Annotated in this window: 22 protein-coding genes and 2 pseudogenes; 14 read left to right on the forward strand and 10 right to left on the reverse strand. The window is 37.2% G+C overall.

All coding sequences use genetic code 11. The annotated features are described in order from the left end of the window. Positions 1–660: 660 nt before the first annotated feature. Positions 661–933 (reverse strand): HU family DNA-binding protein, encoded by a 273-nt coding sequence (locus tag BK575_RS02905; RefSeq protein ID WP_078408830.1) that lies wholly within the window; start codon positions 931–933, stop codon positions 661–663. Positions 934–1474: 541 nt separating this feature from the next. Between BK575_RS02905 and sstT the strand changes: the two genes are divergently transcribed. After that, positions 1475–2713 (forward strand): serine/threonine transporter SstT, encoded by a 1239-nt coding sequence (sstT, locus tag BK575_RS02910; protein ID WP_078408831.1) that lies wholly within the window; start codon positions 1475–1477, stop codon positions 2711–2713. Between the two features lie 258 nt (positions 2714–2971). On the opposite strand, the gene BK575_RS28275 is transcribed toward sstT, so the two are convergent. From BK575_RS28275 to guaC, 6 genes are all read right to left on the reverse strand, one after another. After that, positions 2972–3115: a hypothetical protein gene (locus BK575_RS28275; RefSeq protein ID WP_169907505.1), complete on the reverse strand. Its 144-nt coding sequence runs from the start codon at positions 3113–3115 to the stop codon at positions 2972–2974. A gap of 417 nt (positions 3116–3532) precedes the next feature. After that, the gene (gene gnd, locus BK575_RS02915) at positions 3533–4936 is read right to left on the reverse strand and encodes a decarboxylating NADP(+)-dependent phosphogluconate dehydrogenase (protein ID WP_078408832.1); all 1404 of its coding nucleotides are present in this window, start codon (positions 4934–4936) and stop codon (positions 3533–3535) included. Between the two features lie 195 nt (positions 4937–5131). Beyond that, the gene (locus BK575_RS02920) at positions 5132–6478 is read right to left on the reverse strand and encodes a GntP family permease (protein ID WP_078408833.1); all 1347 of its coding nucleotides are present in this window, start codon (positions 6476–6478) and stop codon (positions 5132–5134) included. Between the two features lie 22 nt (positions 6479–6500). Beyond that, entirely contained in the window at positions 6501–8042 is a 1542-nt protein-coding gene (gene gntK / locus BK575_RS02925; protein WP_078408834.1) for a gluconokinase, read from the reverse strand. Beyond that, entirely contained in the window at positions 8035–8766 is a 732-nt protein-coding gene (locus BK575_RS02930; protein WP_078408835.1) for a GntR family transcriptional regulator, read from the reverse strand. The genes gntK and BK575_RS02930 overlap by 8 nt, the downstream gene beginning before the upstream one ends. A 224-nt stretch (positions 8767–8990) precedes the next feature. Beyond that, the gene (gene guaC, locus BK575_RS02935) at positions 8991–9980 is read right to left on the reverse strand and encodes a GMP reductase (RefSeq protein WP_078408836.1); all 990 of its coding nucleotides are present in this window, start codon (positions 9978–9980) and stop codon (positions 8991–8993) included. A gap of 752 nt (positions 9981–10732) precedes the next feature. Here guaC and BK575_RS02940 point away from each other — a divergent pair. The 4 genes from BK575_RS02940 to BK575_RS02950 all read left to right on the forward strand — a co-directional run bounded on the left by BK575_RS02940 (position 10733) and on the right by BK575_RS02950 (position 12548). After that, positions 10733–10939, forward strand: coding sequence for a DUF5316 family protein (locus BK575_RS02940; protein ID WP_078408837.1), 207 nt, complete (start codon positions 10733–10735; stop codon positions 10937–10939). Between the two features lie 106 nt (positions 10940–11045). Next, positions 11046–11219 (forward strand): hypothetical protein, encoded by a 174-nt coding sequence (locus BK575_RS28280; protein WP_169907507.1) that lies wholly within the window; start codon positions 11046–11048, stop codon positions 11217–11219. 203 nt (positions 11220–11422) lie between these two features. Further along, entirely contained in the window at positions 11423–11797 is a 375-nt protein-coding gene (locus BK575_RS02945; RefSeq protein WP_078414613.1) for a hypothetical protein, read from the forward strand. Between the two features lie 235 nt (positions 11798–12032). Further along, on the forward strand, positions 12033–12548 hold the full coding sequence (locus tag BK575_RS02950; protein ID WP_078408838.1) for a DUF6843 domain-containing protein: 516 nt from the start codon (positions 12033–12035) through the stop codon (positions 12546–12548). A gap of 124 nt (positions 12549–12672) precedes the next feature. On the opposite strand, the gene BK575_RS02955 is transcribed toward BK575_RS02950, so the two are convergent. Together BK575_RS02955 and BK575_RS02965 are read right to left on the reverse strand one after the other, a co-directional pair. Beyond that, complete coding sequence (locus BK575_RS02955) at positions 12673–12855, reverse strand: hypothetical protein (RefSeq protein ID WP_078408839.1); 183 nt, start codon at positions 12853–12855, stop codon at positions 12673–12675. Positions 12856–13735: 880 nt separating this feature from the next. Continuing rightward, positions 13736–14188 (reverse strand): annotated as a pseudogene (locus BK575_RS02965) (IS6 family transposase); the annotation flags it as partial. A gap of 70 nt (positions 14189–14258) precedes the next feature. On the opposite strand from BK575_RS02965, the gene BK575_RS02970 reads away from it, so the two are divergent. The 3 genes from BK575_RS02970 to tnpC all read left to right on the forward strand — a co-directional run bounded on the left by BK575_RS02970 (position 14259) and on the right by tnpC (position 16489). Next, positions 14259–14453 (forward strand): hypothetical protein, encoded by a 195-nt coding sequence (locus BK575_RS02970; protein WP_078408840.1) that lies wholly within the window; start codon positions 14259–14261, stop codon positions 14451–14453. Continuing rightward, positions 14450–14803, forward strand: coding sequence for an IS66 family insertion sequence element accessory protein TnpB (gene tnpB / locus BK575_RS02975; RefSeq protein ID WP_139367959.1), 354 nt, complete (start codon positions 14450–14452; stop codon positions 14801–14803). Before BK575_RS02970 ends, tnpB begins: the two co-directional genes overlap by 4 nt. Positions 14804–14893: 90 nt before the next feature. After that, positions 14894–16489: an IS66 family transposase gene (gene tnpC, locus BK575_RS02980; RefSeq protein WP_078414614.1), complete on the forward strand. Its 1596-nt coding sequence runs from the start codon at positions 14894–14896 to the stop codon at positions 16487–16489. Positions 16490–16577: 88 nt separating this feature from the next. Here tnpC and BK575_RS02985 read toward each other — a convergent pair. Beyond that, positions 16578–16859: pseudogene (locus tag BK575_RS02985) on the reverse strand (IS6 family transposase); the annotation flags it as partial. Positions 16860–17193: 334 nt separating this feature from the next. Between BK575_RS02985 and BK575_RS02990 the strand changes: the two are divergent. The 6 genes from BK575_RS02990 to BK575_RS03015 all read left to right on the forward strand — a co-directional run bounded on the left by BK575_RS02990 (position 17194) and on the right by BK575_RS03015 (position 25184). Continuing rightward, positions 17194–18579, forward strand: a complete 1386-nt coding sequence (locus tag BK575_RS02990) for an ABC transporter substrate-binding protein (protein ID WP_078408841.1) — start codon at positions 17194–17196, stop codon at positions 18577–18579. Positions 18580–18634: 55 nt separating this feature from the next. Continuing rightward, positions 18635–19591 carry a carbohydrate ABC transporter permease gene (locus BK575_RS02995; RefSeq protein ID WP_078408842.1) on the forward strand — a complete coding sequence of 319 codons (957 nt, stop codon included), beginning with the start codon at positions 18635–18637 and terminating at the stop codon, positions 19589–19591. Next, positions 19588–20421 (forward strand): carbohydrate ABC transporter permease, encoded by an 834-nt coding sequence (locus tag BK575_RS03000; RefSeq protein ID WP_078408843.1) that lies wholly within the window; start codon positions 19588–19590, stop codon positions 20419–20421. Before BK575_RS02995 ends, BK575_RS03000 begins: the two co-directional genes overlap by 4 nt. Before the next feature lie 461 nt (positions 20422–20882). After that, positions 20883–22643: a cache domain-containing sensor histidine kinase gene (locus BK575_RS03005; protein ID WP_078408844.1), complete on the forward strand. Its 1761-nt coding sequence runs from the start codon at positions 20883–20885 to the stop codon at positions 22641–22643. Continuing rightward, positions 22633–23844 carry a response regulator gene (locus BK575_RS03010; protein WP_078408845.1) on the forward strand — a complete coding sequence of 404 codons (1212 nt, stop codon included), beginning with the start codon at positions 22633–22635 and terminating at the stop codon, positions 23842–23844. Before BK575_RS03005 ends, BK575_RS03010 begins: the two co-directional genes overlap by 11 nt. A gap of 80 nt (positions 23845–23924) precedes the next feature. Beyond that, positions 23925–25184, forward strand: a complete 1260-nt coding sequence (locus tag BK575_RS03015) for an ABC transporter substrate-binding protein (protein WP_169907509.1) — start codon at positions 23925–23927, stop codon at positions 25182–25184. The last annotated feature ends 246 nt before the right edge of the window (positions 25185–25430 follow it).

The raw sequence follows: 25430 nt of genomic DNA on the forward strand, positions 1-25430 counted from the left end.
TATGAATAGTTTACTACATACCACTGAAAGGTTCAGTTAACTATAATAATTCTAATTCGATATTAATTATTATATAAAAGTATTTGGTTTGTCAAGAATAATGCACAACTTTACCGTACGTTGATTTAATATCATTCTCAATTATGGCTGGTAGTTGGTGCAGATGTAGAATGCGTGGTCTAGTTCTATATATTCCACTTAATAACTCGACTCACCTTCATTCAATTAAGAGGCATTACAATCGGTGACTCGGACGACTTGAATTTACTTTCAAGGGTTCTAAATCGATATATATAGGCGACCGTAGCTATGGATGAATGATTTCACTATTGATTATTCTTTATTGAAGCTGTTTAATATATAATTGGAAAATTGTAGAAAAATATAGGAGTGATGCTGCTGTTTCAGACGGTTAACAACCCCTTCGGATATTACTAGAGAGATTCCTGTTTCGCAGTAGGGGAAGAGTACGGAATTTAGCAGAGTCTAAATTTGATACACTCAGTTAACATAACACTGATTTTTAGACAATTAAAACACTCTTAGATTCAATAGAGTATAAGAATTTCTAATTTGGCCAGTTGAAAATGCGACTAACCATATCAAAATAAAAAGCGCTAAGGAAGCAAAGAGGCTTTCTTAGCGCTTTTTATTAACTGCTTACTTGACGGCTTCTTTTAGTTCTTTACCTGGTTTAAAAGCAGGAACTTTAGAGGCAGGGATTTGCATTTCCTCACCAGTTTGCGGATTGCGGCCTGTTCGGGCTGCACGTTCACGTACTTCAAATGTTCCAAACCCGATCAACTGAATTTTCTCTTCCTTTGCAAGCGTAGTAGAGATGGTTTCAAACAACGTATCCACTGCTTTCGCAGCATCTTTCTTTGTTAATTCAGTTTTTGTTGCGACAGCATTGATCAGTTCTGTTTTATTCATGTTCAAACACCTCATCTTTTTATTTTTTAGATAGTATATAGAGATGACAGCATAATACATCCATTAGAAGGATTTCCAATTTGACAGATTGATATACATCTATTCTGAAAGAAATAGGAGTCTTCATTTTACTAAGAAAAATATCTTTAAGAGTTAGTTCAACAAAAAAGGCAGGATTCCTTGTCTAATAACCCCTTTTACTGAAGGAGAATGGTTGTAAAATTTCCATTTGATTCAGGCCATATGGATGTAACCAATACATAATCATTGTGTGAGTCAAGGAGCCTGAAATTTTAGAGTATGTCGGTATATATTGTTTTGCCCCCTCTTTTTATTTATTTGAATATTATAATAATTAAAACTTTTTTTAATAGAGAAAATAATATTGTAATATATCGAGAAAATCATTATAATACTATTTATCAGAAGGACAGTTGTCTTTATGGAGTGGAATGTAATAAGGAATACCCATGTGTCGAAAAAATAATTAAACAGAAATAGTAATGTTATAATTTTATCTTAAACTAGTGGGGGAACATCTATGAAAAATATACTGAAAAAGTGGAGCCGACTGAGTCTGGTAAAACAAATCATTGTAGGTTTAATTGTTGGTATTATTCTGGCTGTAGCGGTTCCAGAAGCAGCAAAATCTGTTGTTATTTTTGGCTCTTTATTTGTAGGTGCTTTGAAAGCAATTGCACCTGTGCTGGTACTCTTCTTGGTTATGTCGGCCATTGCTCAACATAAGAGTGGTCATCAAACAAATATGAAATCCATTATTGTCTTATACCTTGCAGGAACCTTTTTAGCTGGATTAACGGCCGTTATTGTAAGTTTTATTTTCCCTGTAAGCTTAACACTTGCAGAGGGTGCTGAGGGCTTCACTGCTCCTGGCGGTGTGGTAGAGGTCCTCAAAACATTACTGCTGAACGTTGTTGATAACCCGGTTAAAGCAATTTATAATGCGAACTACATCGGCATTTTAGCTTGGGCGGTACTCCTTGGTTTGGCTTTAAAAAATGCCTCTGATACAACAAAAACGTTGATTTCGAATTTTTCAGATGCTGTATCTAAAATGGTTACATGGGTGATTAAGTTTGCGCCATTAGGAATTATGGGCCTAGTATTTGAGTCTATTACTACAAATGGAATTGAGTCGTTACTAGGTTACGGAAAATTACTTGCCGTTTTGATTGGTTGTATGGTTTTTGTTGCGTTGGTTATCAATCCGATCATTGTGTTCGTATTTATCCGTCAAAACCCTTTCCCGCTTGTTTTTAAGTGCTTAAAGGAAAGTGGTATTACAGCATTCTTTACACGAAGCTCAGCTTCCAATATTCCTGTCAATATGAGATTGTGTGAAAATCTAGGTTTAAATAAGGATAGTTATTCAGTATCGATTCCATTAGGGGCAACCATCAATATGGCTGGTGCTGCTGTGACGATTTCTGTTTTGACACTTGCGGCGGTTCATACACTTGGCATTCAAGTGGACCTCCCTACAGCCATCATTCTCAGCGTACTGTCAGCTGTAAGTGCTTGTGGTGCATCAGGGGTTGCTGGTGGATCGTTATTACTGATTCCTCTGGCTTGCAGCTTATTTGGAATCCCGGCTGAGGTTGCGATGCAGGTAGTTGGAGTAGGCTTTATCATTGGTGTTTTACAAGACTCTTTTGAAACGGCCCTTAACTCATCTACAGATGTACTTTTTACAGCAGCAGCTGAATTTAAAGAGTGGCGTAAAGAAGGAAAAAAAATAGATATCCGCAAAGCAGTATAAAGGAGAATTTCTTTTATTTGCGATTGAACTGCCCCTCCAATAGTTAGATTCGACTAACTATTGGAGGGGCAGTTTTTTATTGAATAGTTATTTATCGAACACTTAAAATCGCGTCTAAAATGTCATTGAGGGGGAAATGGAGCCTTAGCCGCTTGGAGTTAATCTCAAACAAAAAAACCGATTCTCTTTTTTATCTTTGAGAATCGGTTAGTGGATCGGTTTTATGTTCAATGTAGATTTTCAATTAGAACCATCCTTTTATTTTGTTTTTACTTTTATAATCGCTGTGCCGTAGCTATCCATTGCTTTTCCGTAGACTTCCATTGCGTTAGCTATGAATGCGGCTATTTTTGTCATTTTGTTTTCTCCAGTATTAGTGATGAATGCGACTATTTTTGCCATCTTATTTTCCCCCTTGTAATTTGTTGTCTTCATTATTACATTCTTCGGTTAGTTCAAGCAAAGATACTGAAAACGGAAACATTCACCATGAAAACGGAAACAACAGGCAGAAAAATATATAAAATATGAATTTTCCTCAAATTATCTCCATTTTTCTCTTGTTTTCATCTATATTTGTTTTTATCTTTCTTAAAATTCACATTTTATTCAAAAACTTAAATAAATTGGTTCAGGTACAACAAGAATCAAAGGTAGATGAAGAAAAGATTCCCCCAGCACTACAAAAAAGTAGGTGAGGTTTTTATAATAGGAAAAAAGCTGAGCTATACAAGTTCATTCAATGAAGCGATGTATAGCTTAGCTTTTGTTTATAAAGATAAGGAGGGGTTAAGAGGTATCAATACTCTGGACTTTCAATCATTGCCAGTTAGTATGAAAGACTCCTGCCATATCTTTTCGTTCATACGTATGGGCACCAAAGTAGTCACGCTGGGCCTGCACTAAGCTGGCATTTGAAGTGCCTGTCCGATAGCTATCGTAATAAGTGAGAGAAGCACTTAAACATGGAAATGAGATACCGGAATGAATGCCTTCACATATCACTTTTCGCAGTCCGATTTGGTACTCTTTAACCTTTTTAGCGAAATAGGGGGCGACCAATAAATTACTCAGGTTCGGTTCTGCTTGATAGGCTTCGCTTATTATATTCAAAAACTCGGCGCGAATGATGCAGCCATCACGGAAAATCAGGGCAATATCCTTTAAAGGTAAGTTCCAGCCGTGAAGGTCAGAAGTCATTTTATACTGTGTGAATCCTTGAGCGTATGCGCAAATTTTCCCCATATATAATGCCTGTCTAACATACTCAATCCACAAATCTTTATCTAGACTCTGGTGATCCATCTCTGGGCCGGCTAAAATACTTTCCGCATAAACCCTTTCTTCTTTTAGAGAGGATAGGTAACGGGCAAACAAGGACTCAGTAATAATCGATGATGGAATCCCGTTATTGATTGCTTGAATACTTGTCCATTTACCAGTGCCTTTTTGCCCGACTTTATCGAGAATCATATCTATCAGCGGCAGTCCGGTTACTTCATCTTTTTTCCTCAAAATCTCCGCGGTAATTTGGATTAAATAACTTTTTAGTTCACCTTGATTCCATGTTTCAAAAATGTCAGCAATTTCATTAACGGATAAACGTAACTTTTCTCTTAAAAAAGTGTAGGCTTCTGCGATTAATTGCATATCTGCATACTCGATTCCGTTATGTACCATTTTGACAAAGTGTCCTGCTCCTCTTGGGCCAATATAAACACAGCAAGGGGTGCTTTCCACTTGAGCCGCTATTTTTGTCAGGATAGGAGCTGCTTTTTCATAGACGTCTTTATCGCCGCCGGGCATGATAGAAGGTCCTTTTAAAGCACCGACTTCGCCCCCGGAAATACCAATTCCTAAATAACCGATTCCTTTAGATTTCAATTCATCGTATCTGCGTTCCGTATCTTCGTAGTGGGAATTGCCGCCGTCCATGATGATATCGCCTGCCTCAAGATGAGGAACTAATAAACCGATCACCGAATCGATTGGGCTGCCTGCTGTAACCATCAGGAAAATCTTCCTTGGGGTTTGTAAGGACCGAACAAAATCTTGAATTTCGTAGTATGGATGGATAGACTGTCCTTCACTTTTTTGGACAAGCTGATCAGTTAAATCACGTGTGTAATTATAGACCGCAACTTGCTCTCTTTTGCTAGCCATATTTAAAGCGATATTGCTGCCCATTACTCCTAAACCAATGACACCAATTGTATTAAACATTTTTTCTGCTCCTTTATTTCAGATTAATAGACAGTAAAAACCCCACTTAGACCTTGGAAGAGACTAAGGGAAAAAGTGGGGGATTTACTGTCTGAAAGACTAAGTGTGTGTAGTAAGGGCTTTTTTAGATGGTAGCCCTTTGAAGAGATTGCATATGAATGATGAATGAAATCCCGTCTAATGGCAGGACCGAGCTTATACGAATAAACTTAGTAAAAGGATAAAGGCTAATCCAGCTACCGAAATAATCGTCTCAAGCAATGTCCATGTTGCGAATGTTTCTTTCATGCTTAAACCAAAATACTCTTTAAACATCCAGAAACCAGCATCGTTAACATGAGAGGCTATTACACTTCCTGCTCCCGTTGCGAGTACAACTAAAGCAAGGTTAACATCAGATTGTCCTAACATCGGAATCACTAAACCGGCAGTTGTTAAAGCGGCAACCGTGGCAGACCCTAAAGAAATACGTAAGATTGCAGCAATCAGCCAGGCAAGTACGATTGGCGATAAGGAAGTTCCTTTGAATAATTCAGCTACGTAGTCACCTACACCGCCATCGATTAAGACTTGTTTAAAGGCTCCGCCGCCCCCAATGATCAAGAGCATCATGCCAATATGTGTAATCGCTGTTGTACAAGATTCCATTACTGTTTTGATTGGAATTTTTCTTGCTAAGCCCATTGTGTATACAGCTGCTAATAGAGAGATCAACATGGAGGTACCAGCTTCCCCAATAAAACGGATGGCTGCTAGGAAACTATTATCCTCAAATCCCATTGTTTTTTGTAATAAAGTAATAATCGTAGCGATTGACATTAAAATAACAGGAAGTAAAGCGGTAAAAACACTGATACCGAATCCAGGCGTATCTTCAAGTTTAAATGTTTTTTGTTCACCTAGAGAAGCGATATTACCAGTTTTGGTAAATGATTCAGGTACAAGCTTTTTAGCAATTTTCGTAAATACAGGTCCAGCTAAAATAACAGTTGGAACGGAAACGATAAAGCCATAAAGTAATACTTCACCAATATTTGCGCCATATTCACCAGCGATGACGGTTGGCCCTGGATGCGGCGGCAAGAAACCGTGTGTCACAGATAATGCCGCTGCCATTGGAATCCCGAGAAACAATACAGAAACCTTTAATTCTTTTGAAATCGCAAATACGATTGGAATTAATAATACTAATCCTACTTCAAAGAAAAGTGCGACACCGATAATGAATGAAGCAAAGACAACAGCCCATTGAATATTTTTTTCTCCAAATTTGTTCACGAGGGTCATCGCAATTCGTTGGGCTCCCCCGGAATCTGCGATTAACTTACCTAACATTGCCCCAAGTCCAAAAATTAACGCTAAATGGCCAAGCGTACCGCCTAATCCAGCTTCAATGGTTTTGACAATCTGGTCTAATGGCATTCCGAGTGCTAAAGCAACGCCGAACGATACAACGACCAGTGAAATAAAGGTATTTAATTTGAGGCCCATAATTAATAGCAATAATGCTAAAATCCCAATTGCTACAATGATTAATGGCATTTTAATTCCTCCAAACGGTTATCTAGTTGTGTTTTGTTAAGCTTCTTTGATAATTTGCGATCCGTTTATAGTCGTTTTCTAATACTCTTGATAAGTTAATAAAGATAGGTAATAACTCCCGATACTCTTTAACCGAGTCTTCTTTCGGTGCGTGCTTAAAGGTACTGCCAATCATTTCGGAAACGATTTCAAAAGATTCGATTTTCCCTGTGGCATATAGACCTAAAATACAAGCACCTAGACAAGAACTCTCGTAGCTTTCTGGAACCACTACTTCAGATTCGAATATATCAGACATCATTTGACGCCAAACATCCGACCTTGCAAAGCCTCCGGTTGCCTGGATTCGGGTTACTGGACCATCCATGCATTCAGTTAATGCTAGAAACACGGTGTATAAATTATAAATAACGCCTTCCAGGGCTGCTCGAATCATATGTTCTTTTTTATGTGACATCGTTAATCCGAAAAATGAGCCGCGCACGTCTGGGTTCCATAACGGAGCACGTTCACCTGCAAGGTATGGATGGAACAACAATCCATCAGCACCTGGCCTTACTCGCTCAGCAATCTTAGTTAATACTTCATAAGGATCGATACCAAGCCTTTTGGCTGTTTCTACTTCCGAAGACGCAAATTCATCCCTTATCCAGCGAAGAACCATCCCGCCGTTGTTTACCGGCCCCCCAATGACCCAATGTTTTTCTGTTAAAGCATAGCAAAAGATTCGCCCTTTTTCGTCCGTTTGCGGCTGGTCAATAATGGTTCGAATGGCACCGCTTGTCCCAATCGTCACCGCAATCTCGCCGGGTCTAATGGCATTTACACCTAAATTAGAAAGAACTCCGTCACTAGCTCCGATGATAAAAGGTGTTTGTGAATCGATGCCAATTTGTTTAGCTAAATCTGGATCACAATTGGTAAATATGCTGGTTGTTGGTACGAGCTCAGATAGCTCTCCACGAGTTATGCCCGCAATCTGTAATGCTTCTTTATCCCAATCCAAGTCTTTGAGATTCATCATGCCCGTTGCTGAAGCTAGTGAATAATCTACAACATATTGATCAAAGAACTGTTTAAAGATATATTCTTTAATTCCGATATATTTTTTAGTTTTGGCAGCGATTTCACGATGTTCATTCACAATCCACGTGATTTTACTTAATGGTGACATCGGGTGAATCGGTGTTCCGGTTCGTTTATAGACTTCATGCCCATTCCATTCATTTTTTATTTTATGTGCCCATGCTTCACTTCGATTATCTGCCCAAGTGATACACGGCGTAAGCGGCTGGTCATTTTTGTCCATGGCAATGACGCTATGCATGGCACTGCTAAATGAAATAAACGATGGTTTTTTATCTGGATGGTGTTTCGTTATATTCGAAACCGCTTGCAATACAGCTTGGAAAATTTCTTCCGGGTTTTGTTCAGCTGTCGAAATATCGGGTGTGTAAAGCGGATACCCAATATTTTCTTGTTGAATGACATCGCCTTTTTCGCTAAATAAAACTGCTTTGGTGCTTGTGGTACCGATATCTATACCTAACATGTAGTTAGTCATTTTTGCGTTCTACTCCTTTAGATAGCATTTGCTGTGACATCCATAGATCTTCTACTTTGCCTTGAACATCATCAAAGTTTTGATGTAAGGACTCAATCATAAGGGTCCTGTCTTTTGCTTTGATCGCTTCAATATACAGTTCATGATTTTTCACAATTCGTGTAAAGTCATCGAACTTTTCCGTGAAACGCCCGCGCATCGATAGAAGAATGAGGCTTTCCATAACAGGTTTTAAATTATTCCAGATCATCAGAATGTATGAATGATTAACTGCACGGATAATCGTTTCATGAAACAAGACATCATGATAGGAAAACTCATCAGCATCACTATATTTGATTGCGACTTTCATCATTTCTAGTATTTTGCTCAGTTCCTTTACTAACTCATTAGTGTCCATTCTTACAAGACGTTCAAATACAAACGTTTCAATGAGTAAGCGTACATCATAAATTTCTTCTATTTCTTTTTCAGTTAAACCAATCACAACGGCACCCATTCTTTCTAATCGAATGATATGTTCGGATGCCAGTACTTTTAACGCTTCTCGAACGGGTGAACGACTCACAGCGAAATCTGCAGCTAATTTATTTTCCGATAAAATGGTACCGCTCTCAATCATACCGGAAATAATGCGCATTCTAAGTTCACATGTTACACGATTACCAGCGGAAGCTTTTAAAAGCCATTTTTCAGGATAGAGAAATTCTCTTGAATAAACCATAAATTCACCTTCTTATAAATTCAAGTGTACTTGTATACAAGTATTGTACTCTACATTTCGAATAATGTAAACGCTTTTACCCCAAAAGGACAATTTTGATAGGGAGTATTATCATAATTTACAGATGAAAAGGATATTGAGGTTCTATGCTTCTATATAGAAAAAACACTTTATTAAAGGAACATCTGCCGGTGAGCAGATGCTCCTTTAATAAAGTGGGAACGCTAATATATCCTATCGCCATTAAAGATTGAATTCTTTACGATAACATAGTCTACATGACGGATGGCTTCGAGCTTGTTTCCTCCGGCATACGAAATAGAGGATTGAAGATCTTGCTCCATCTCTATCAGAGTATCTGCTAAGGCACCTTTGTGCTCCACTAACATTTTTTTGCCTTCTACATTTTTCCTTTCCCCTTTTTGAAATTCGGAAGCTGAGCCGAAGTATTCTTTATAGAGTTTTCCATCTTTCTTATCTTCAATGGTTTTCCCCGGAGATTCTTCATGCCCTGCAAATAATGAACCAATCATCACCATAGCTGCCCCAAATCTGATGGATTTTGCAATATCACCATGAGTACGAATACCTCCGTCAGCAATAATCGGTTTACTTGCAGCTTTTGCACACCAACGAAGTGCTGCTAATTGCCAGCCGCCGGTTCCAAATCCAGTCTTAATCTTCGTGATACATACCTTTCCTGGCCCAATGCCTACTTTTGTGGCATCTGCACCTGCATTCTCTAATTCTCGTACGGCTTCTGGAGTTCCAACATTTCCTGCAATCACAAAACTATCGGGTAAGTGTTTTTTTATATGTTGAATCATTTTGATAACAGCATTGGAATGACCGTGTGCAATATCAATCGTAATGTATTCCGGTGAAAGCTGTTCATCAGCTAACTGCTGAATAAATTTATACTCATCTTCTTTTACTCCAACACTGATAGAGGAGTATAACCCGCGTGCACTCATATCTTTAATAAAAGACAGCCGCTTATCTGGTTCGAAGCGATGCATGATATAGAAATAACCGTTTTCCGCTAAGTAAATGGCAATCTTTTCATCTATAATGGTCTGCATATTTGCCGGCACCACAGGCAGTTTAAAGGTACGATCGCCAAAGGTTACCGTTGTATCACATTCAGAACGGCTGTTTACCACGCTTTTGGCTGGAATCAATTGAATATCTTCATAATCAAACACATTTTCCATTACGCTCCTCCTCAAGTAAGGCTATCAATGGTTTAGTGTGTTTTGAATGATGTCCTTTTATTCAATGTATTGGCTAATACCCATAAATCATAGTTGGCATACTTAAATTAAGTAATCTTGTATCACTTTCAGTAAGGTAGACTTTTGTTCTGCTTGTAATAAAAACGAACGATTATATTGCACGGAAAATCCCTTGAATTCTATGAAATTCAAGGGATTTTGATTGCTTAGATCGGTTGTTATGTCACCTTCAGTCATAGATAAGAGGTTTCATTTATAATAAATCAAAGTATAGATTATCGCTTTACTATGACAGGGGGCATGAGAAATGAATCCAAAAGATTTGGAAATGTACAAGGTGATATTACTTGCAGCATTGACTATAGGAATATGGGCCGGTGTTTACTGGCTCTATCGTATTTGGGATGCTTTAGTGGGGGCATAAGGAATTTAGCTTCCGAGAATCCTGCATTATGTCACGTAAAGAGGTTGGGCGTCTTTTAGATACCCAACCTCTTTGGATTGGAGAAGAGAGGAGAGGAGAGGAGAGGTCGCTTTAAAGAAGGCGGATTTTTTATTTTACCGAATGTACGAAATTACATAAGAACTTACATAAGAACTTACATTCTAACGGGTGCAGGTTAATTCGATAAGCAATATTTATTATGGAGTGAGCAATTTATCTGCGTTAATGAAACAAAATTAGTTGTAAAAACGTAGATTTGTTAAGGAATGGAAGGAGATGGATGTAGATGATTCAGCTGTTTCTTATCGTTGGTGTAGTCGGTATTATTATATCGGGTATTTTTATCGGAGCTTGGACGGATGGACAACAACAAAGGGCAAATTTTCATTCAGAAACAGTCAAACATAGAAATTTCAGAACCAAAATTGCGTTGTACTCTGGTCTTGTAGGAGTAATCTCCTTAGGCATTGCTGGGCTAATATATTTTTTATAAAAATGATAAGCTACTCTTCTTCAACAAACAGGTGGCAAGAGTTTAACAAGGTTGGGCTACAGAAACAGCCGACTATTCTTTCTTTATAGAAGGAGGGTTTAATAATTTGAGATGGTTCTTTGCTATTCTATTTATTTTATGTGGAGCTTTTTTATTTTCATTAACCATTGATCAAATGGGAAATATAGGACATATAACTATGAAAATTATAGGATTTGGATGCTTTTTATTTGCTGGTCTCATTGTCAGAGATAAGAAAGAAAAACAACAATCATCCTAAGCACTAACTGGGTGCGTAGTTTGAAGAACCAAAAGTATAGCTGCCTATTTAGGCGGTTTTTTTATTTTATCGAATGTACGAATTTGTATAGTTTCTTACATAAAAAAGACCATAGATGACAATCGCTCTTATTAAATTAAAGCCTCCGTTGAAGAATGAAGTATAATTAAAGGTGGACTATGTATCAAAAGGAGGACGGAAAATTGTTAAATCAAGATGTGGAAAAGATTTTAAGTAGACTTGAAGCACTCGAAATTAACGAAGTTGAAATAGACCTTGAAGATGAGGAAGGAAACATAATCTCCACCTCTTTCCATCTGTTTTCTAAAGATGAATTCGAAGAGGGACAACTAGGGTATAGAGAAGATGAGGAAGGAAATTCTTTTGTAGGAAATAACGAAGGAGATTGGAAAGAAAGCTGGTTTGTTATAGGCTACGATGAAGACCTTGGAGACCCAATATTTGTAGATATAAGTAATAAAAATTATCCTGTTTTTACTGCTGAACACGGTATGGGTGAATGGGAAGCATCCATGTTATATGGTTCGTTAGAAGACTTCATTAAGGATATTAAATAAAGAGGGCTGGTGCCCTCTTTATTTAATATTGCTAAATCTTGTTGAACTAACCCGTTCGTTGAACAAAGGATATTTTTTTGTCTTCACTGAAAGTATGATTTTAGATAAGAACTTACATTCATTAAATGGTGGCCAGAAAAAGTCAATGGTTCTTGTTAACTAACGGAGTTGAATAAAAGCTATTAATATGAGCAGTTCACTTAAGGTATTATGCTTATTTGTTTAGGGGGTAGAGATGAAGAAATTTGGTTTTATTGTTTTAGGGATTGTAATCATTTTAGTCGTTGTAATTGTTATAAGCGTGTACTTTGCTCTTAAAGAAAAGCCTGGGACTGATGAAGTCTTTTTGATACCGGATGGATATAAGGGATGTGTAGGTGTTTTTTACGATTTTAAGGATGAGCCGCCTTTAAAAATTCAAGACAACAAAATTACTTATCGGATTCCTGAAAACGGCATTTTAAAAACCTCCTCTCCTCAGGATTTTGGCTGGTCTTATGAGGAACATTCGGGATGGCACGATGTTAAATATTATTATGTCGATCAAGATGGAAATCGTGTAAAAGAACTCAAATCAGATGAATCGATCTTTGCGGAAGCGTCGGGTGGCGGAACTGGGGATGTAAATGAAAATGGAGAGTTTATACAATATTTTCATTCTAGTTTTTTTGTAGGGGATGATCCTCAAAGCGATCCAATGTGTTTTGAAGCGTCTTACGAAGGAGAATTGATTGAGTTACTTGAAAAATAAGAAAGGAGAATCCTTTCTTATTTTTCTTTAACTAACGGCCGCACACCTGCCCTGTTTGTTCAATAAGAAAAGGAGATGCCGCAGCTACCTCCGTTGTTAAACTCTAGCCCCCGTTGAAGAAGGTTTAAGAAGTATATTTTCCAATTTGAGCCATCGCAACAACAATCAAAGAAAAGACTATAGCTAATACAGCATCGCGTTTTGTGGTTGTTTTTGCTATAGGCATCCATTTAATTTTACCTAATAAGCTAACTAATCTCGCGATAACAAAAAAGATAATAAAATAGCTGAAAAATAAACCAATCACAAAATCACCCTACCATTTTTCTTTATTTTACCATTTTTTTTAAACCTGCTCCTTAGTTGAACAAAGGATATTTTTTTGTCTTCACCGAATGTATGATTTGTTATAAAATCGCACATTCGTTTTGTTGAATTTCCTCAATTTTGACGAAAATCAATGGTATAACGGATGTATCAAAAAAATCGTACATTCAAAACGTTGATGTTAGGAAGGTTGTAGAGAGGTGAATCAGGTGAAGGATGTGCAGCTCATTCGTAATAAACAACAACTGGAAGACATGAAATGGGCCCTGGAACGTTAAGAAGAAAGGAAAAAACACAGTAAGCGACCTCGTTCATCCTTTTCGGAATCACAAGGTCGCTTACACTATTTCTTCACTCATTATACGTAGAATCCTTTCGGTCGTTTTTCGATTAGGAGGATCTCCCCATGGCTAGAGAGTTCTTCTAAACATTAGTTTACTGTTGGTTACCCGGCCTATGTATGATATGCCTTCGCCTTACCTATGTCATTGGCTTCACCCTTTTCTTTGCTGAATCGGTTATTAGACTTGTCCCATGTACGTTTCGGTACACTTTGCCTTTCGCTACTTCACTGGTATCACCTTCTTTTTGAGGTAGTGTGTGTTGCTTGTATTTATCATATATGAAACTAGGAATCTTGTAAATACTAAAAATTATAAATTTTCTAAAAAATCTGATTATTTGTAAGGGTTTTCATGAATCTTTAACATCTCTCACTGAACTCTAATTTGATTTTCACTTTCTTTTCACTTTTAAAAGGTAAAGTACAAAGTGAGCAGATGATGCTGCAGATTTTTTGGTTCTGGTGCAAAAACTATTTGATAGAGACATAGAACCTACATGGACTGTTTAATGACAGATTATGATGCAATTCCAAGCAACTTATGTATGAATCCAACTTCATTTTTGGCAGACTTCACCTGTTGTTGGTGAACCTGTCCTTTTTTCATCATGTGCATGACTTCAATTCCTGTAAGGATCTTCTTAGCGGTCTGAAAGGATTTGAATCCTAACATGGAACGTACTCGCTTCTTGATAAAACGGTGATCTTGTTCGACGATATTGTTCAAATATTGAATTTGCCTCATCTAGATGCCTTCCGGCATCTTTTTTTCGTTTTTCAACTGTTGAATCGCTACAGGATAAGCAGGATTCTTATCTACGGTAATCACTCTAGGTGTTGTAGAATGACAAGAAGCTAAGGCTTTTTTGAAAAAGCACTTGGCTGATTTTGCGTTTCTATTCTTGCTCAGATAAAAATCGATCGTATTTCCTTTGGAATCCACCGCACGATATAAAGTAAGCCCCCATTCAAACAACGCATATAAACACGCAGCACCTCCCGGTACGATACATGTATGAATCAAAGGAGGTGCATGTCTTATGCCACAACAAAAATTAACGATTGTCCCCGTCACACTACACCCAGCTACTCAACATTCTTTATCATCCACTTCTTCAAAAGATCCTTCAATAAGCATTTGCACGATCAAAACGGCAAACGCGGAAATATCCTTCTATGGCGGCGTAGGTGAGCACGTTATCCAAACCGTTATGAGGGAGTTGAAACATCTGTGAAATACGATTATACAAGTGTGAAAAATATCTACATCATTTGCGGAAAGACCGATATGCGAAAAGGCATAGACGGGCTTGCCACACTGATTCAAGATTCTTTCGAACTTGATCCATATGGCGATTCCATTTTCTTATTTTCAGGATGGAGTAAAGATCGCTACAAATGTCTGTATTTTGATGGAGATGGCTTCGCCATGCTTTATAAGCGTTTAGATAGTGGAAAACTTCAATGGCCAAAAGATGAAAATGAAGTACGTAATCTTTCACAACAGGAGCTCCGATGGTTACTTGAAGGGTTATCCATTCAGCAGCCAAAAGCCATTCAACCATCACTAAAAGGCGCGTTCTAAAATCGTTCAAGTTGGTATTTTTATCTTTATTTCACTATTCAAACTGATTATAATAGGAGGAACGAAACTGAACGGAAAGTAGTGAATGTTGTGTCGAACGCTTCTTTTAATAACGAAAGTAAAGATGAGAAATTAATTCGACTGCTTGAAGAACAATTAGCTCATTCGAATCAACAAAATAAAGAGTTATCGAAAAAGTTGGATCAATCATTGAAACAGATTGAATCGTTGACGCAACAACTTCAACATTTAACAAAACTCTTATATGGCTCTAAAACAGAAAAATCTAAATACAATACGCCCGACGGGCAAGTGTCCTTATTTGAGGATGACCCGTCTTTTACTGATTCTGAGCACACAGAAGAACAAAGCCAACAGACGATTTCTTATACTGTTGTTCGAAACATCCAGAAGAAAAAGAGAAATGATTCATTGCGAGATGATGTAGAAATAGAAGCGATCCATCATCATCCAGACAATACCATCTGTGACTGTTGTCAACATCAAATGGTTGAAATCGGCGGAACGGTTGTCCGTGAAGAAGCTACATTTATTCCCGCAAAAATGATGAAAGTACAGCATATTGAACATGCCTACGAATGTAGGAACTGCAAAAGTGATGCATCACAATCCGCACAAATTAAGCGTGGAAAAGCACCACATCCACCGATTCAACGTAGCATCGCAAGCCCTAGCGTGCTTGCCAAAGTCATCTATGATAAATTTGCGCAATACTTACCCCTTTACTGCCAGGTAAAGGAATGGTCACGTTATGGTCTAGATACGAATGATAAAAATCTTTCTAATTGGGTCATACGTGCAGCACATGATTGGCTACTACCTATTTATGAACGAATGAAAGAGTTGATGATGTTTAAATCTGTTCTACATGTCGACGAAACGTATTCCCAAATTATTCATCGTTCTGATGGGAAATCTGGTCAATCCAATGCCTATAACTGGGTATATCGAAGTGTGCCAAGCCAAGGTCCCTTGATTATTCTATTTCAAAGCTCTTTATCACGGGCTCGGTCCGTCCTTGAAAGTTTCACGGAGGGGTATTCCGGTACAATTATTTGTGATGGTTACTCTGCCTACGATAAGATTGGCGGAATTACCTTGGCAAATTGTTGGGCACATGTTCGTCGTTATTGGTTGAAAGCCGACAGTAAGAATGGCCAAGTTGGTGTGAAGTATTGTGATGAATTATATCGACTAGAAAGGAAATTTAAACATTTGTCTCCGAGCAAGCGCAGAAAAAAACGCCAAAAATACTCGAAGCTAATCGTTGACAAATTTCTTAACTGGATTGAAACATCACCATTCTACGGAAAAAATGCCCTCGCAAAGGCAGCTGAATATACGTTGAACCGAGCAAATGGGCTTAAAGCATTCTTGAACGATGGCCGCATTGAGATTGATAATAATCCAGCCGAAAACGCCATCCGCCCTAATGTCATTGGTCGAAAAAATTGGCTCTTTAGTGTTAGTGAAGCCGGTGCAAAAGCGAACGCTATCTGTTTAAGTATCGCAGAAACCGCTAAAAGCAACGGTGTGGATTTCTACGAATACATAAAGAGACTTTTGACGGACCTGCCGAATATCGGCATCCATCAAAACCCTGAAATTCTAGATCAGTACATGCCCTGGTCAAAAATGATTCAAGCATCATGTAATATAAAATAAATTAAGCCGTATTTCCGATAAAAAATCATAAAAATACGGCTATTTATCATGCGTACCGTGAAGGTGCGCTATTTTTTATTTCGGGCTTACGATATAAATACATCCATTGACCTTTTACTTTGATGTACGTTTCGTCCACTCTCCATGAGTCATTGGTTGGCTTAAGATGACGACGGATTCGTTTATCCAATTCAGGACTATACTGATGAACCCAACGCATAATGGTTGTATGAGCGATCGGCAGGCCTCGCTCCTCCATCATTTCCGCCAAATCACGAAAACTTAGGTTGTACCGTAGGTACCATCTTACCGTTAATAAAATAATATCAGGCTGATAGTGCCTCCATTTGAACAAATTTTCCTTTTCCATACCGATCACACACCTTTTTTAGAGTAATAGTATCAGTATGTCCAAGATTTAGAGATTAGTTTCAAGTCAGCTGAAATTTTTGCACCAGAACCCGTTTTTGCACCATACCCCTTGGCATATTCCCAATATGAATGTTTGGATGTGAAGGGAATCCTAAACCTTATCATAAAAATTTAAACATAAATAAAAAGAATCCCTCATTTTGAAAGCGTTTTATAAAATATATAATCAATCTCAGAAGTACAGAAGATCAGTAATATGAAAAGGCATATTGTGGTCAATCTAAACTTCGAACAAAAAAGAAAGCGATACCAAAGGGGGGTTCTACGAAAGTATGAAAAAAATAGTTTCTTTAGTTTCAGGTTTAGTTTTAATAGCTTCATTAATAGGCTGTAGTTCAACTCAGTCTTCAAATGGGGCTGACGAAAAGATTGTCGTTTGGACACAAGCAGCAGCAGATCATCCGGAGGGAAAAATGTTTGCAGATCGTGTTAAGAGCTACAATGCAGAAAACCCGGACAAGCTACAGGTTGAGATAAAAAATATTACAAGAGCTGGTGCCGGTTCAGGTTATATTGACAAGTTGAATGCAGCCATTACTGCTAACGACATGCCTGATATCTTTACACTCGATGGCCCAGACGTGGCGGCATACGTAGAATCAGGAGTAATTGGTGAGTTAGATGGCTATATGACTGAAGGATTTAAAGAGGGCTTTACTGATGCGATGATTGATCAAGGAACTGTAGACAATAAATTTTATGCCATGGGTTACTCAGATTCCGGTGTTGCTGTTATGTACAATGAAGACATGATTAATGCTCTACCAGAGGATGTTAAAGCAATGGTACCAGGCCCTGATGAAGATTGGAAATGGGATGAATTTGTGAACCTTTCCAGAAAAATTGATGAATTTGCTAAGACAACAAGCGACCCTGCTTATAAGGATTATGAAATTGCAACTAGCTTGCTCTTAACGGATATTACCGCTGGTGCCTATGAATTAGGAACATATTACTTTACACCATTATTATGGGGTAATGACACGAATATTGTAGATAAAGACGGTGTTACTGTAGATGGCGTTTTGAACAGTGAGAAGAGTGTTGAATCTTTAACAAAATTTGCTCAATTGTTTAAAGGTGAACCATTAGCAAACGCTTCAGAATCTGAGAAAACGTTCCACAGTGGTAAATCAGCATTAGCTGTAGCCGGGTTCTGGTATGTCAACGAAATTAAGAGTAATTATCCAAACCTTAAGTTTAGAACTGTTAGATATCCGAAGATGGATGAAGGCTATAATGGCTTATACACACCATCAGGCAGTTGGGCATTCGTTAGAAATGGACAAATTGAAGATGAAGAACGGGTTAAGCAGGTTGTAGGAGTTATGGAGTGGATTACTAATGATGAAGCGGCCAAAGAATACTATCAGAAAAATGGTTCTATTCCAGCTAGAGTTAATTCAATTGATGCTATTGATACAGAAACCGATAATCCTTACTACAATGAAGCTTGGAAAGTGTTAAAGTACCAAGTTGAAAATACAAACAAGGCTCGCCCGGTATCGCCAGGGTACCCATACCTATCTGAAACTTTTTCAAAAGATGTCATCTTAAAGATCGCTCAAAATAAAACAACAGATTCAGAAACAATTAAAAAATATTTGGATGAAGCCGTCAAGAAAATTGATCTGGAGTTTGAAAAATATGGAAAATAGGATATAAAATAAAGGGGTGAGTTCCCATCTCGCCTCTTTATACAAAGGATGTGTAATGGTGAGTAATCTAAATTATAATCGATCGGTGGGAAAACTAAATCTTAAACGGTTTGTAAAGGTAAGAAACCTAAATGGACACTATAAACGAAGTGAAGTCACAGCAGCATTTGGATTTTTAACCCCTGCAATGGTGTTAGCGTTACTCTTTCTCGTGCTGCCAATCGTATTAGCATTTACGTATGCTTTTACAGATTATTATTTATTGAAACCTAACGATAAACAATTTATTGGTTTGAATAACTTTAGCAGAATGCTCACTGACGGGGTTTTAAGAACGAGTTTCCTCAATACCTTACAGTTTGTATTGCTTGTAGTGCCTCTTCAACTTTCAATGGCTCTTGGTTTAGCCATGATTGTGAATAAGAAGATTAAAGGCAATGGTTTCTTTAGAGCAGCTTATTTTTCACCAGCCGTGTTGTCCTTAGTCGTTATTTCCATCCTTTGGACAGTGATGCTTAACCCGACATCGGGTTTGATCAATCAAATTCTTATGAATTTAGGTCTGGAAAAACAACCTTTTCTCACAAGCCCTAGTCAAGCGATGTTGTCGATTATTGTGATATCAGCTTGGTCTGGTTGTGGATATCAGATGATGATTTTCTTAGCTGGATTAAAGAATATTGACCCTAGTCTATATGAAGCAGCAGATATTGATGGAGCAAATACGCGGCATAAGTTTTTATACATTACCATACCTGCTTTAAAACCAATTACGATGTTTCTTGTTATTACAACGACCATCCAAGCATTTAAATTGATTGTACAACCAATGGTTATGACTGGCGGGGGAGCGGATAATTCGACGATGACCATCCTGCAATATATCTATGAGTACGGTTTCCGTCATAGAAATATCGGTTATGCAAGTGCTATTACCCTAGTGTTTACGGTGTTCTTGGTTGGCTTATCAATAGGGATTAAAAAACTATTTAAGGAGGAGCAAGCAGAGTGAAATTATTAAAGAAAATACTATTTTACTTGTTGGCTATAGTTGTAGCGATGCAATTCCTTGTTCCTCTCATTTGGATGATGCTTTCTTCTTTAAAAATTGATGAGGTGATATACAGGGATATTAGTTCGATCTATGCAATAGTTCCAAAATTTTCGGATTTATCACTTAAATCTTATACAGAGTTGCTGGGTTTTTACAATATTTTTGGAAACTTGTTGAACAGTTTGATTTATGCGTCTATAACCGTTATTTTCGGATTGACAATCAACTCGTTAGCGGGGTATGCCTTAGCAAGATTTGAATTTCCATTTAAGGACTCAATCTTAATTATTATCATTGCATTAATGATTGTACCGATTGAGGCTACCATTCTTCCGTTATTTTTAGTCGTGAACGAGATGGGGTTAATTAATACAGTACTAGGATACTTAATTCCATTCTTGGTAAATGTGATGAATATCTTCTTATTTAGACAACACTTTTTATCTTTTCCAGGTGAACTGATTGAATCTGCCAAGATTGATGGCTTGGGTGAAATCGGCTGTTTTTTCCGTATCGTTGTACCTTCGAGTTTAAACATGTATGTAACAGTAGGAATCTTAACATTTTTAGCTTCCTGGAACGATTTCCTATGGCCAGTCATGGCACTTTCAAATGCAGATTTAATGCCAATTCAAGTTGCATTGAACGCAGTTTTTAGTGATAAGTATAATATATTTACAAGTCATATTATGGCTGCATTAACCATTGTTACAATTCCAATCGTTATACTTTATATTGTCTTTCAAAGATATATTGTGGAAGGTTCAATGCGAAGTGGCATCAAATAAAGAGGTATTATAAGAATAAGTCAGAGACAATAAACGTCTATATACAAAAGCATAAAGAAATGGTAAGCAAATAAACCGCTTTTTCATTTTCCCCCTAAAATCGATAAAAGTAAAATACGAAAGAACAAGTGCCTCTTCACTTGTTCTTTGTTTTGGGGCCAAGACATTAGGATTAATTTAGTAAATCTCCTCATTCATAACAAACATTTACGACGGAAGAAAAAACGAGACTAAACGACATAAAAAACATGGACTTGAAATGGAAGAATTATTTCAAGGTTATATATTTATCTTTCGTAATTCAGATTATTATAACGTCATACATGGAAAAAAGTAGCCTCATTTCCCGTCGGATTGATTGCAACATAATTATGCCCAAAGTGGTAAAGAATATGTTTATAACTTTTTATGCTTCAATGATAAACTACTATATAAAAAAATGACGAGTTAAGGTGTATAGAATGAAATTCCAGCAAAAGGTATTGGTTGCATTTCTAGTTTTGATCCTGGTGCCTATTATCGTTCTCGGGGTGGTTTCATATCAAGTTTCGTCCTCAGCATTAAAAGAAAAAGTGGGGAGAGAAACATTACAAACTCTGAAGGCAACCAATATAAATTTACAGATGGTGATGTCAGAGGTAAATTCTTTTTCAAATTATGTAATAGCTTCCCAAGAAGTTGAAAATTTCCTTAGGTATAATCAAGAGCAGTCTATTATTAATTTTTACAGCAGCGGACAATCAATGGCTGGATTGCTATATACCCAATCAAGGCTAGAGGATCTTATCCTTTATAGTACAAGGGGGCAAGTTTATCATTTTCGAAAAAGTACAATTCCCTCATTAGAAGAGTTTCGAGAAACAGAGTTTTACCATCGAATAGTAAATGGAAAAGGACGAGAAGTTTGGTTATCTCCAGTTGATAATCAGATATTTATGTCAGGAGATACTCCGTTCTATATTCATGGCCGTGCCATTAGAGATGTTGATACGCTTGAGGATATCGGATATGTGATTATGAAAATCAAAATTGAACGTTTTGATGATATTTTTATGAATCTTCACAAAGGTGACTCCAAGGAAATGATTGTCGATGAAGAAGGAAGAATTGTATATCATCGTAATCGGAGTTTTATTGGCAGGTCGATGAATCTTGCCAATCGTTCCAAGATACTTTCAGGTGAAGATGGGACTGTCATTGATTATCTAGACGGAGAAAAAAGTTTGGTTACCTATATTTCCGGGACTTTAAATGATCGTGACGCGACCAAGTATTTTCTCGTTTCCACTAAACCATGGCATACTATTTCAAATGAGACTCAATATATTCGTCAAACAACATTTGGACTTGTTTTGATTGTTTTAGTTTTTGCTGTTTTGTTCAATCTCTTTTTTTTAAATCGGATTGTCAGTTTCATTACAGAGTTTCTAAACAAAATGAAAAGAGTTGAAAATGGTGACTTGACCGCAAGAATGCCATCGTTCAATTTTTTAGAGTTAAATCATTTAGCGAAAAGCTTTAATGAAATGGTAGAAAAAACCGTTATCTTACTGCAGCGTATAAAAAGCGAGCAAGAATTAAAGAGAAAAGCCGAGTTCCAAGTTCTTCAAAATCAAATTAACCCCCATTTCTTGTATAACACGCTCGAATCTATTAATTCATTGGCTGTTTTGAATGACCAGCAAGATATCAGTAAAATGACGATTCATCTCGGCAAACTTCTTCGTATTAGCATTAATGCTTCCGATGAGGTATCTGTTCAAAATGAAATGCGTCATGTGATGAGCTATATGGAAATTCAAAAGGTTCGTTATAATGATGGATTTACATTTGAAGTAAGTGTAGATGAAGATTTATTCAATTATAGGATATTAAAACTTGTCTTACAGCCTCTGGTCGAAAATATTTTAATTCACGCATTCGATCGTAAACAACAAGATGCAGTGATTCGCATTACAGGAGGAATCGATAAGGGAAAAGGATATTTTTATATTGAAGACAATGGTATCGGAATAAGACGTGATGTTCTTAAAATATTGAACGAACGCAATCAAGGAATGCAAGCCCGTAAACAAATGAGTCATGGTGTCATGAATGTTCAGAATCGTTTAAAGCTTTATTATGGTGAGCCATTTGGCTTGATCATTTGTTCTAAAGAGAATGAAGGGACGACCATCAAATTAACATTTCCGCTTCGTAAGGGTGAAGAAGATGAAGTATAAAGTAATTATTGCCGATGATGAGTCACTAATTGTCAAAAGCTTAGTAAAGATTATTAATTGGGAAGCTCTTGAGTGTGAGGTAGCAGGAACAGCTCAAGATGGAAATGAAGCTCTTGAACTGGTGAGAATACATCAACCCCATATTGTTGTAACAGATATTTGCATGCCGGAGATGAGTGGGATTGAATTATTAAAAGCATTACATGCCTCTCCTGTCAGGCCGGAGGTGTTATTGATAAGCGGATACAATGAATTTGAATATGCCAGGGAAGGGTTACAGTATCATGCGTTCGATTATATATTAAAGCCTATTGATCATGAGGAGCTTACAACATGTATTCGTCGAATGGTTGATCAATTGAAGGAAAAAGAAAAAAGTGATTATGAGTTAAAGAAGCATAAAATCTATGAGTTGTTAATTCTGGGAAATAGTGATGAAACTTTTATTGATGAACAAGGAGCATATGCTGCCATGATCGTGCAGTTTCGTCATTTCACAGAGCAGAATGAACAAATGCTTAAACATTGGGTGAGCGGAAAAGAAAAGGATGGTGCGGCCTTTCAAAACTTTTTATTTAGGTTAGAAAACAGTCGTTTCCTTATTGTTTGTGTGAATGTAACAGGTGATGGCGAGAGGCTGTATGATTATGTAGAGGAATCTGCTCATAAGGCAGCTGAAATGTTCGAGAACAACTGTACCATTGCCATAGGGAAATGGGTAAGAGGTTTAAGCCGCCTTTCATTCTCTTATCAACAAGCCAAACAATATATAGAAACAAGTGCTTTTTTAAAAATGAACATTGTTACGGAAGAAGACATTAAAAATGAATACAAATCAAAAAATACGCCCGATGCTTTCATCAAAAAGGCCGAACTGTTTTTGAGAGACCACTTTACTGACAATATTGGCATAGATATGGTCGCAGAGCAGGTGGGATTAAGTGTTAGCCACTTCAGCGTATTATTTAAGCAAAAAACAGGTGTCACATTTTTAGACTATTTAACAAGATTAAGAATGAACCATGCCTGCCTGCTGTTAGAAACGACAGATTTAAAAACGTATGAGATTGCCAACATGGTCGGTTATACCGATCAGCGCTATTTCAGTCAAGTTTTTAAGAAGTATGTAAACCTCACTCCAAGTCAATATCGAAAAAAGGCGGAAAAGATTCTCTCACGAAGGAGTGGGAGAATCTTTTGATTCATAGATAAAAAACAAGCTTCTAAAATTCTCGATAAGGGCAAAATAGGTAAATACATCTGAATCAAGGGGGAGTGGAAGTGAAAAAAAGTGCTGTTCTGCTCACAAGCTTCTTCCTAGTGATTAGCCTGTTCTTGAGCGCTTGCGCTTCAGGTGGAAAAGACAGCATCACTTCAGAGGAAAAAGAAAAAAAGAAACTTGAATTTTTTCATGGGAAAGTAGAAACAGCGAAAATTTTTGAAGAATTGATTGAAGAGTTTGAAAAGGAAAATCCGGATATTGATATTGAGCATGTATACGTACCATACGGCTCAACTGTTCTAAAAACACGTATTGCCCGCGGTGATATACCAGATATTTTTGTTACGTACCCTATTGAATATGATTATCTATTACGTGTAGAGAAAGGATATTTGTTGGACCTTACAAATGAAGCATTTGTTCGAAATATTCAACCCGAGATTCAAAATCGTTACTTAGTAAATGGCAGAATGTACGGGGTGGCTTTATCACAAAATGCTGTAGGCATTATTTATAATAAAGATATCTTTGAAGAACTGAACTTAGAAATTCCTAGAACATGGGACAAATTTATTCAAACATTGGAAACGATTAAGAAAGCAGGCAAACAGCCCATTTTAATGGCAAATAAAGATCCTGTACAAATTAGTGTCTTTAATTTAAATCTTGTGGCAAACGAGTTTGACAGTAAATATTGGGACAAAGTGAATAAAGAGGATATAAACATCACTAATGATAAAAGATGGATGAGAATCTCGAAAAAAATGCTGCAAGTTCTTAATTATGTTCAGCGAGATTCCTTTAGTGCAGATACTGACCAAGTAAAAAAGGCATTTGCAAATGGGGAGGGTGCCATGTATATCATGGGAACGTGGGCTCTTCCCGATCTTGAAGAATTAAATTCAAATTTAAACTATGGAATCTTCCCCTTCCCCGCTACAAATGATTCTAAAAAGAACAATGTGTTAGGGGGGGTAGATGCAGGATTTGCGATCTCAGCCGATACTCCATATCCTGAAGCAGCTAAACGGTTTTTAGCATTTATAGTTGAAACAGAGAATGCTCAAAAATTTTCGGATTATGAAGGCAGCATTAGTGCAGTTAAAGGTGTCCAAATGAAAAAACAAGAAGTGAAACTTATAGACCAACTTGTAAAGCAAGAAAGAGTAGTAAATTGGCCTAATCACTATTGGTTGGGTGGAACTGCTGCTGAGGATGAGTTTAGAAAATATTCACAACAGTTCTTTATCGATCGTAATGTAAGTGCGTATCTTGAGAATATAGAGAAAATGTTTTCAAATTACAGGCAGGCCGAATAAAAGTTGAGGGCGACCTAAGAGGAGAACTTCTTATCTCTTTTTGGGCGCTCTTATTTTTTGCTAATGAGATTGACTAGCAAGCAATAAAAACTAATTAAAGATCTACATACAAAATAACCTCTACACCAAAATGGTTACTTCTAAGTTATGTAACAGGAAGGCCCATTTTGCGAGGATATCCGAGAACCTTGTTTTGTGCCCTTATTGGAACAGCTTTATCCTAAAAATTTAAACATAAATAAAAAG

It is taken from the genome of Priestia abyssalis (genome assembly GCF_002019595.1).
Classification (GTDB): domain Bacteria; phylum Bacillota; class Bacilli; order Bacillales; family Bacillaceae_H; genus Bacillus_BA; species Bacillus_BA abyssalis.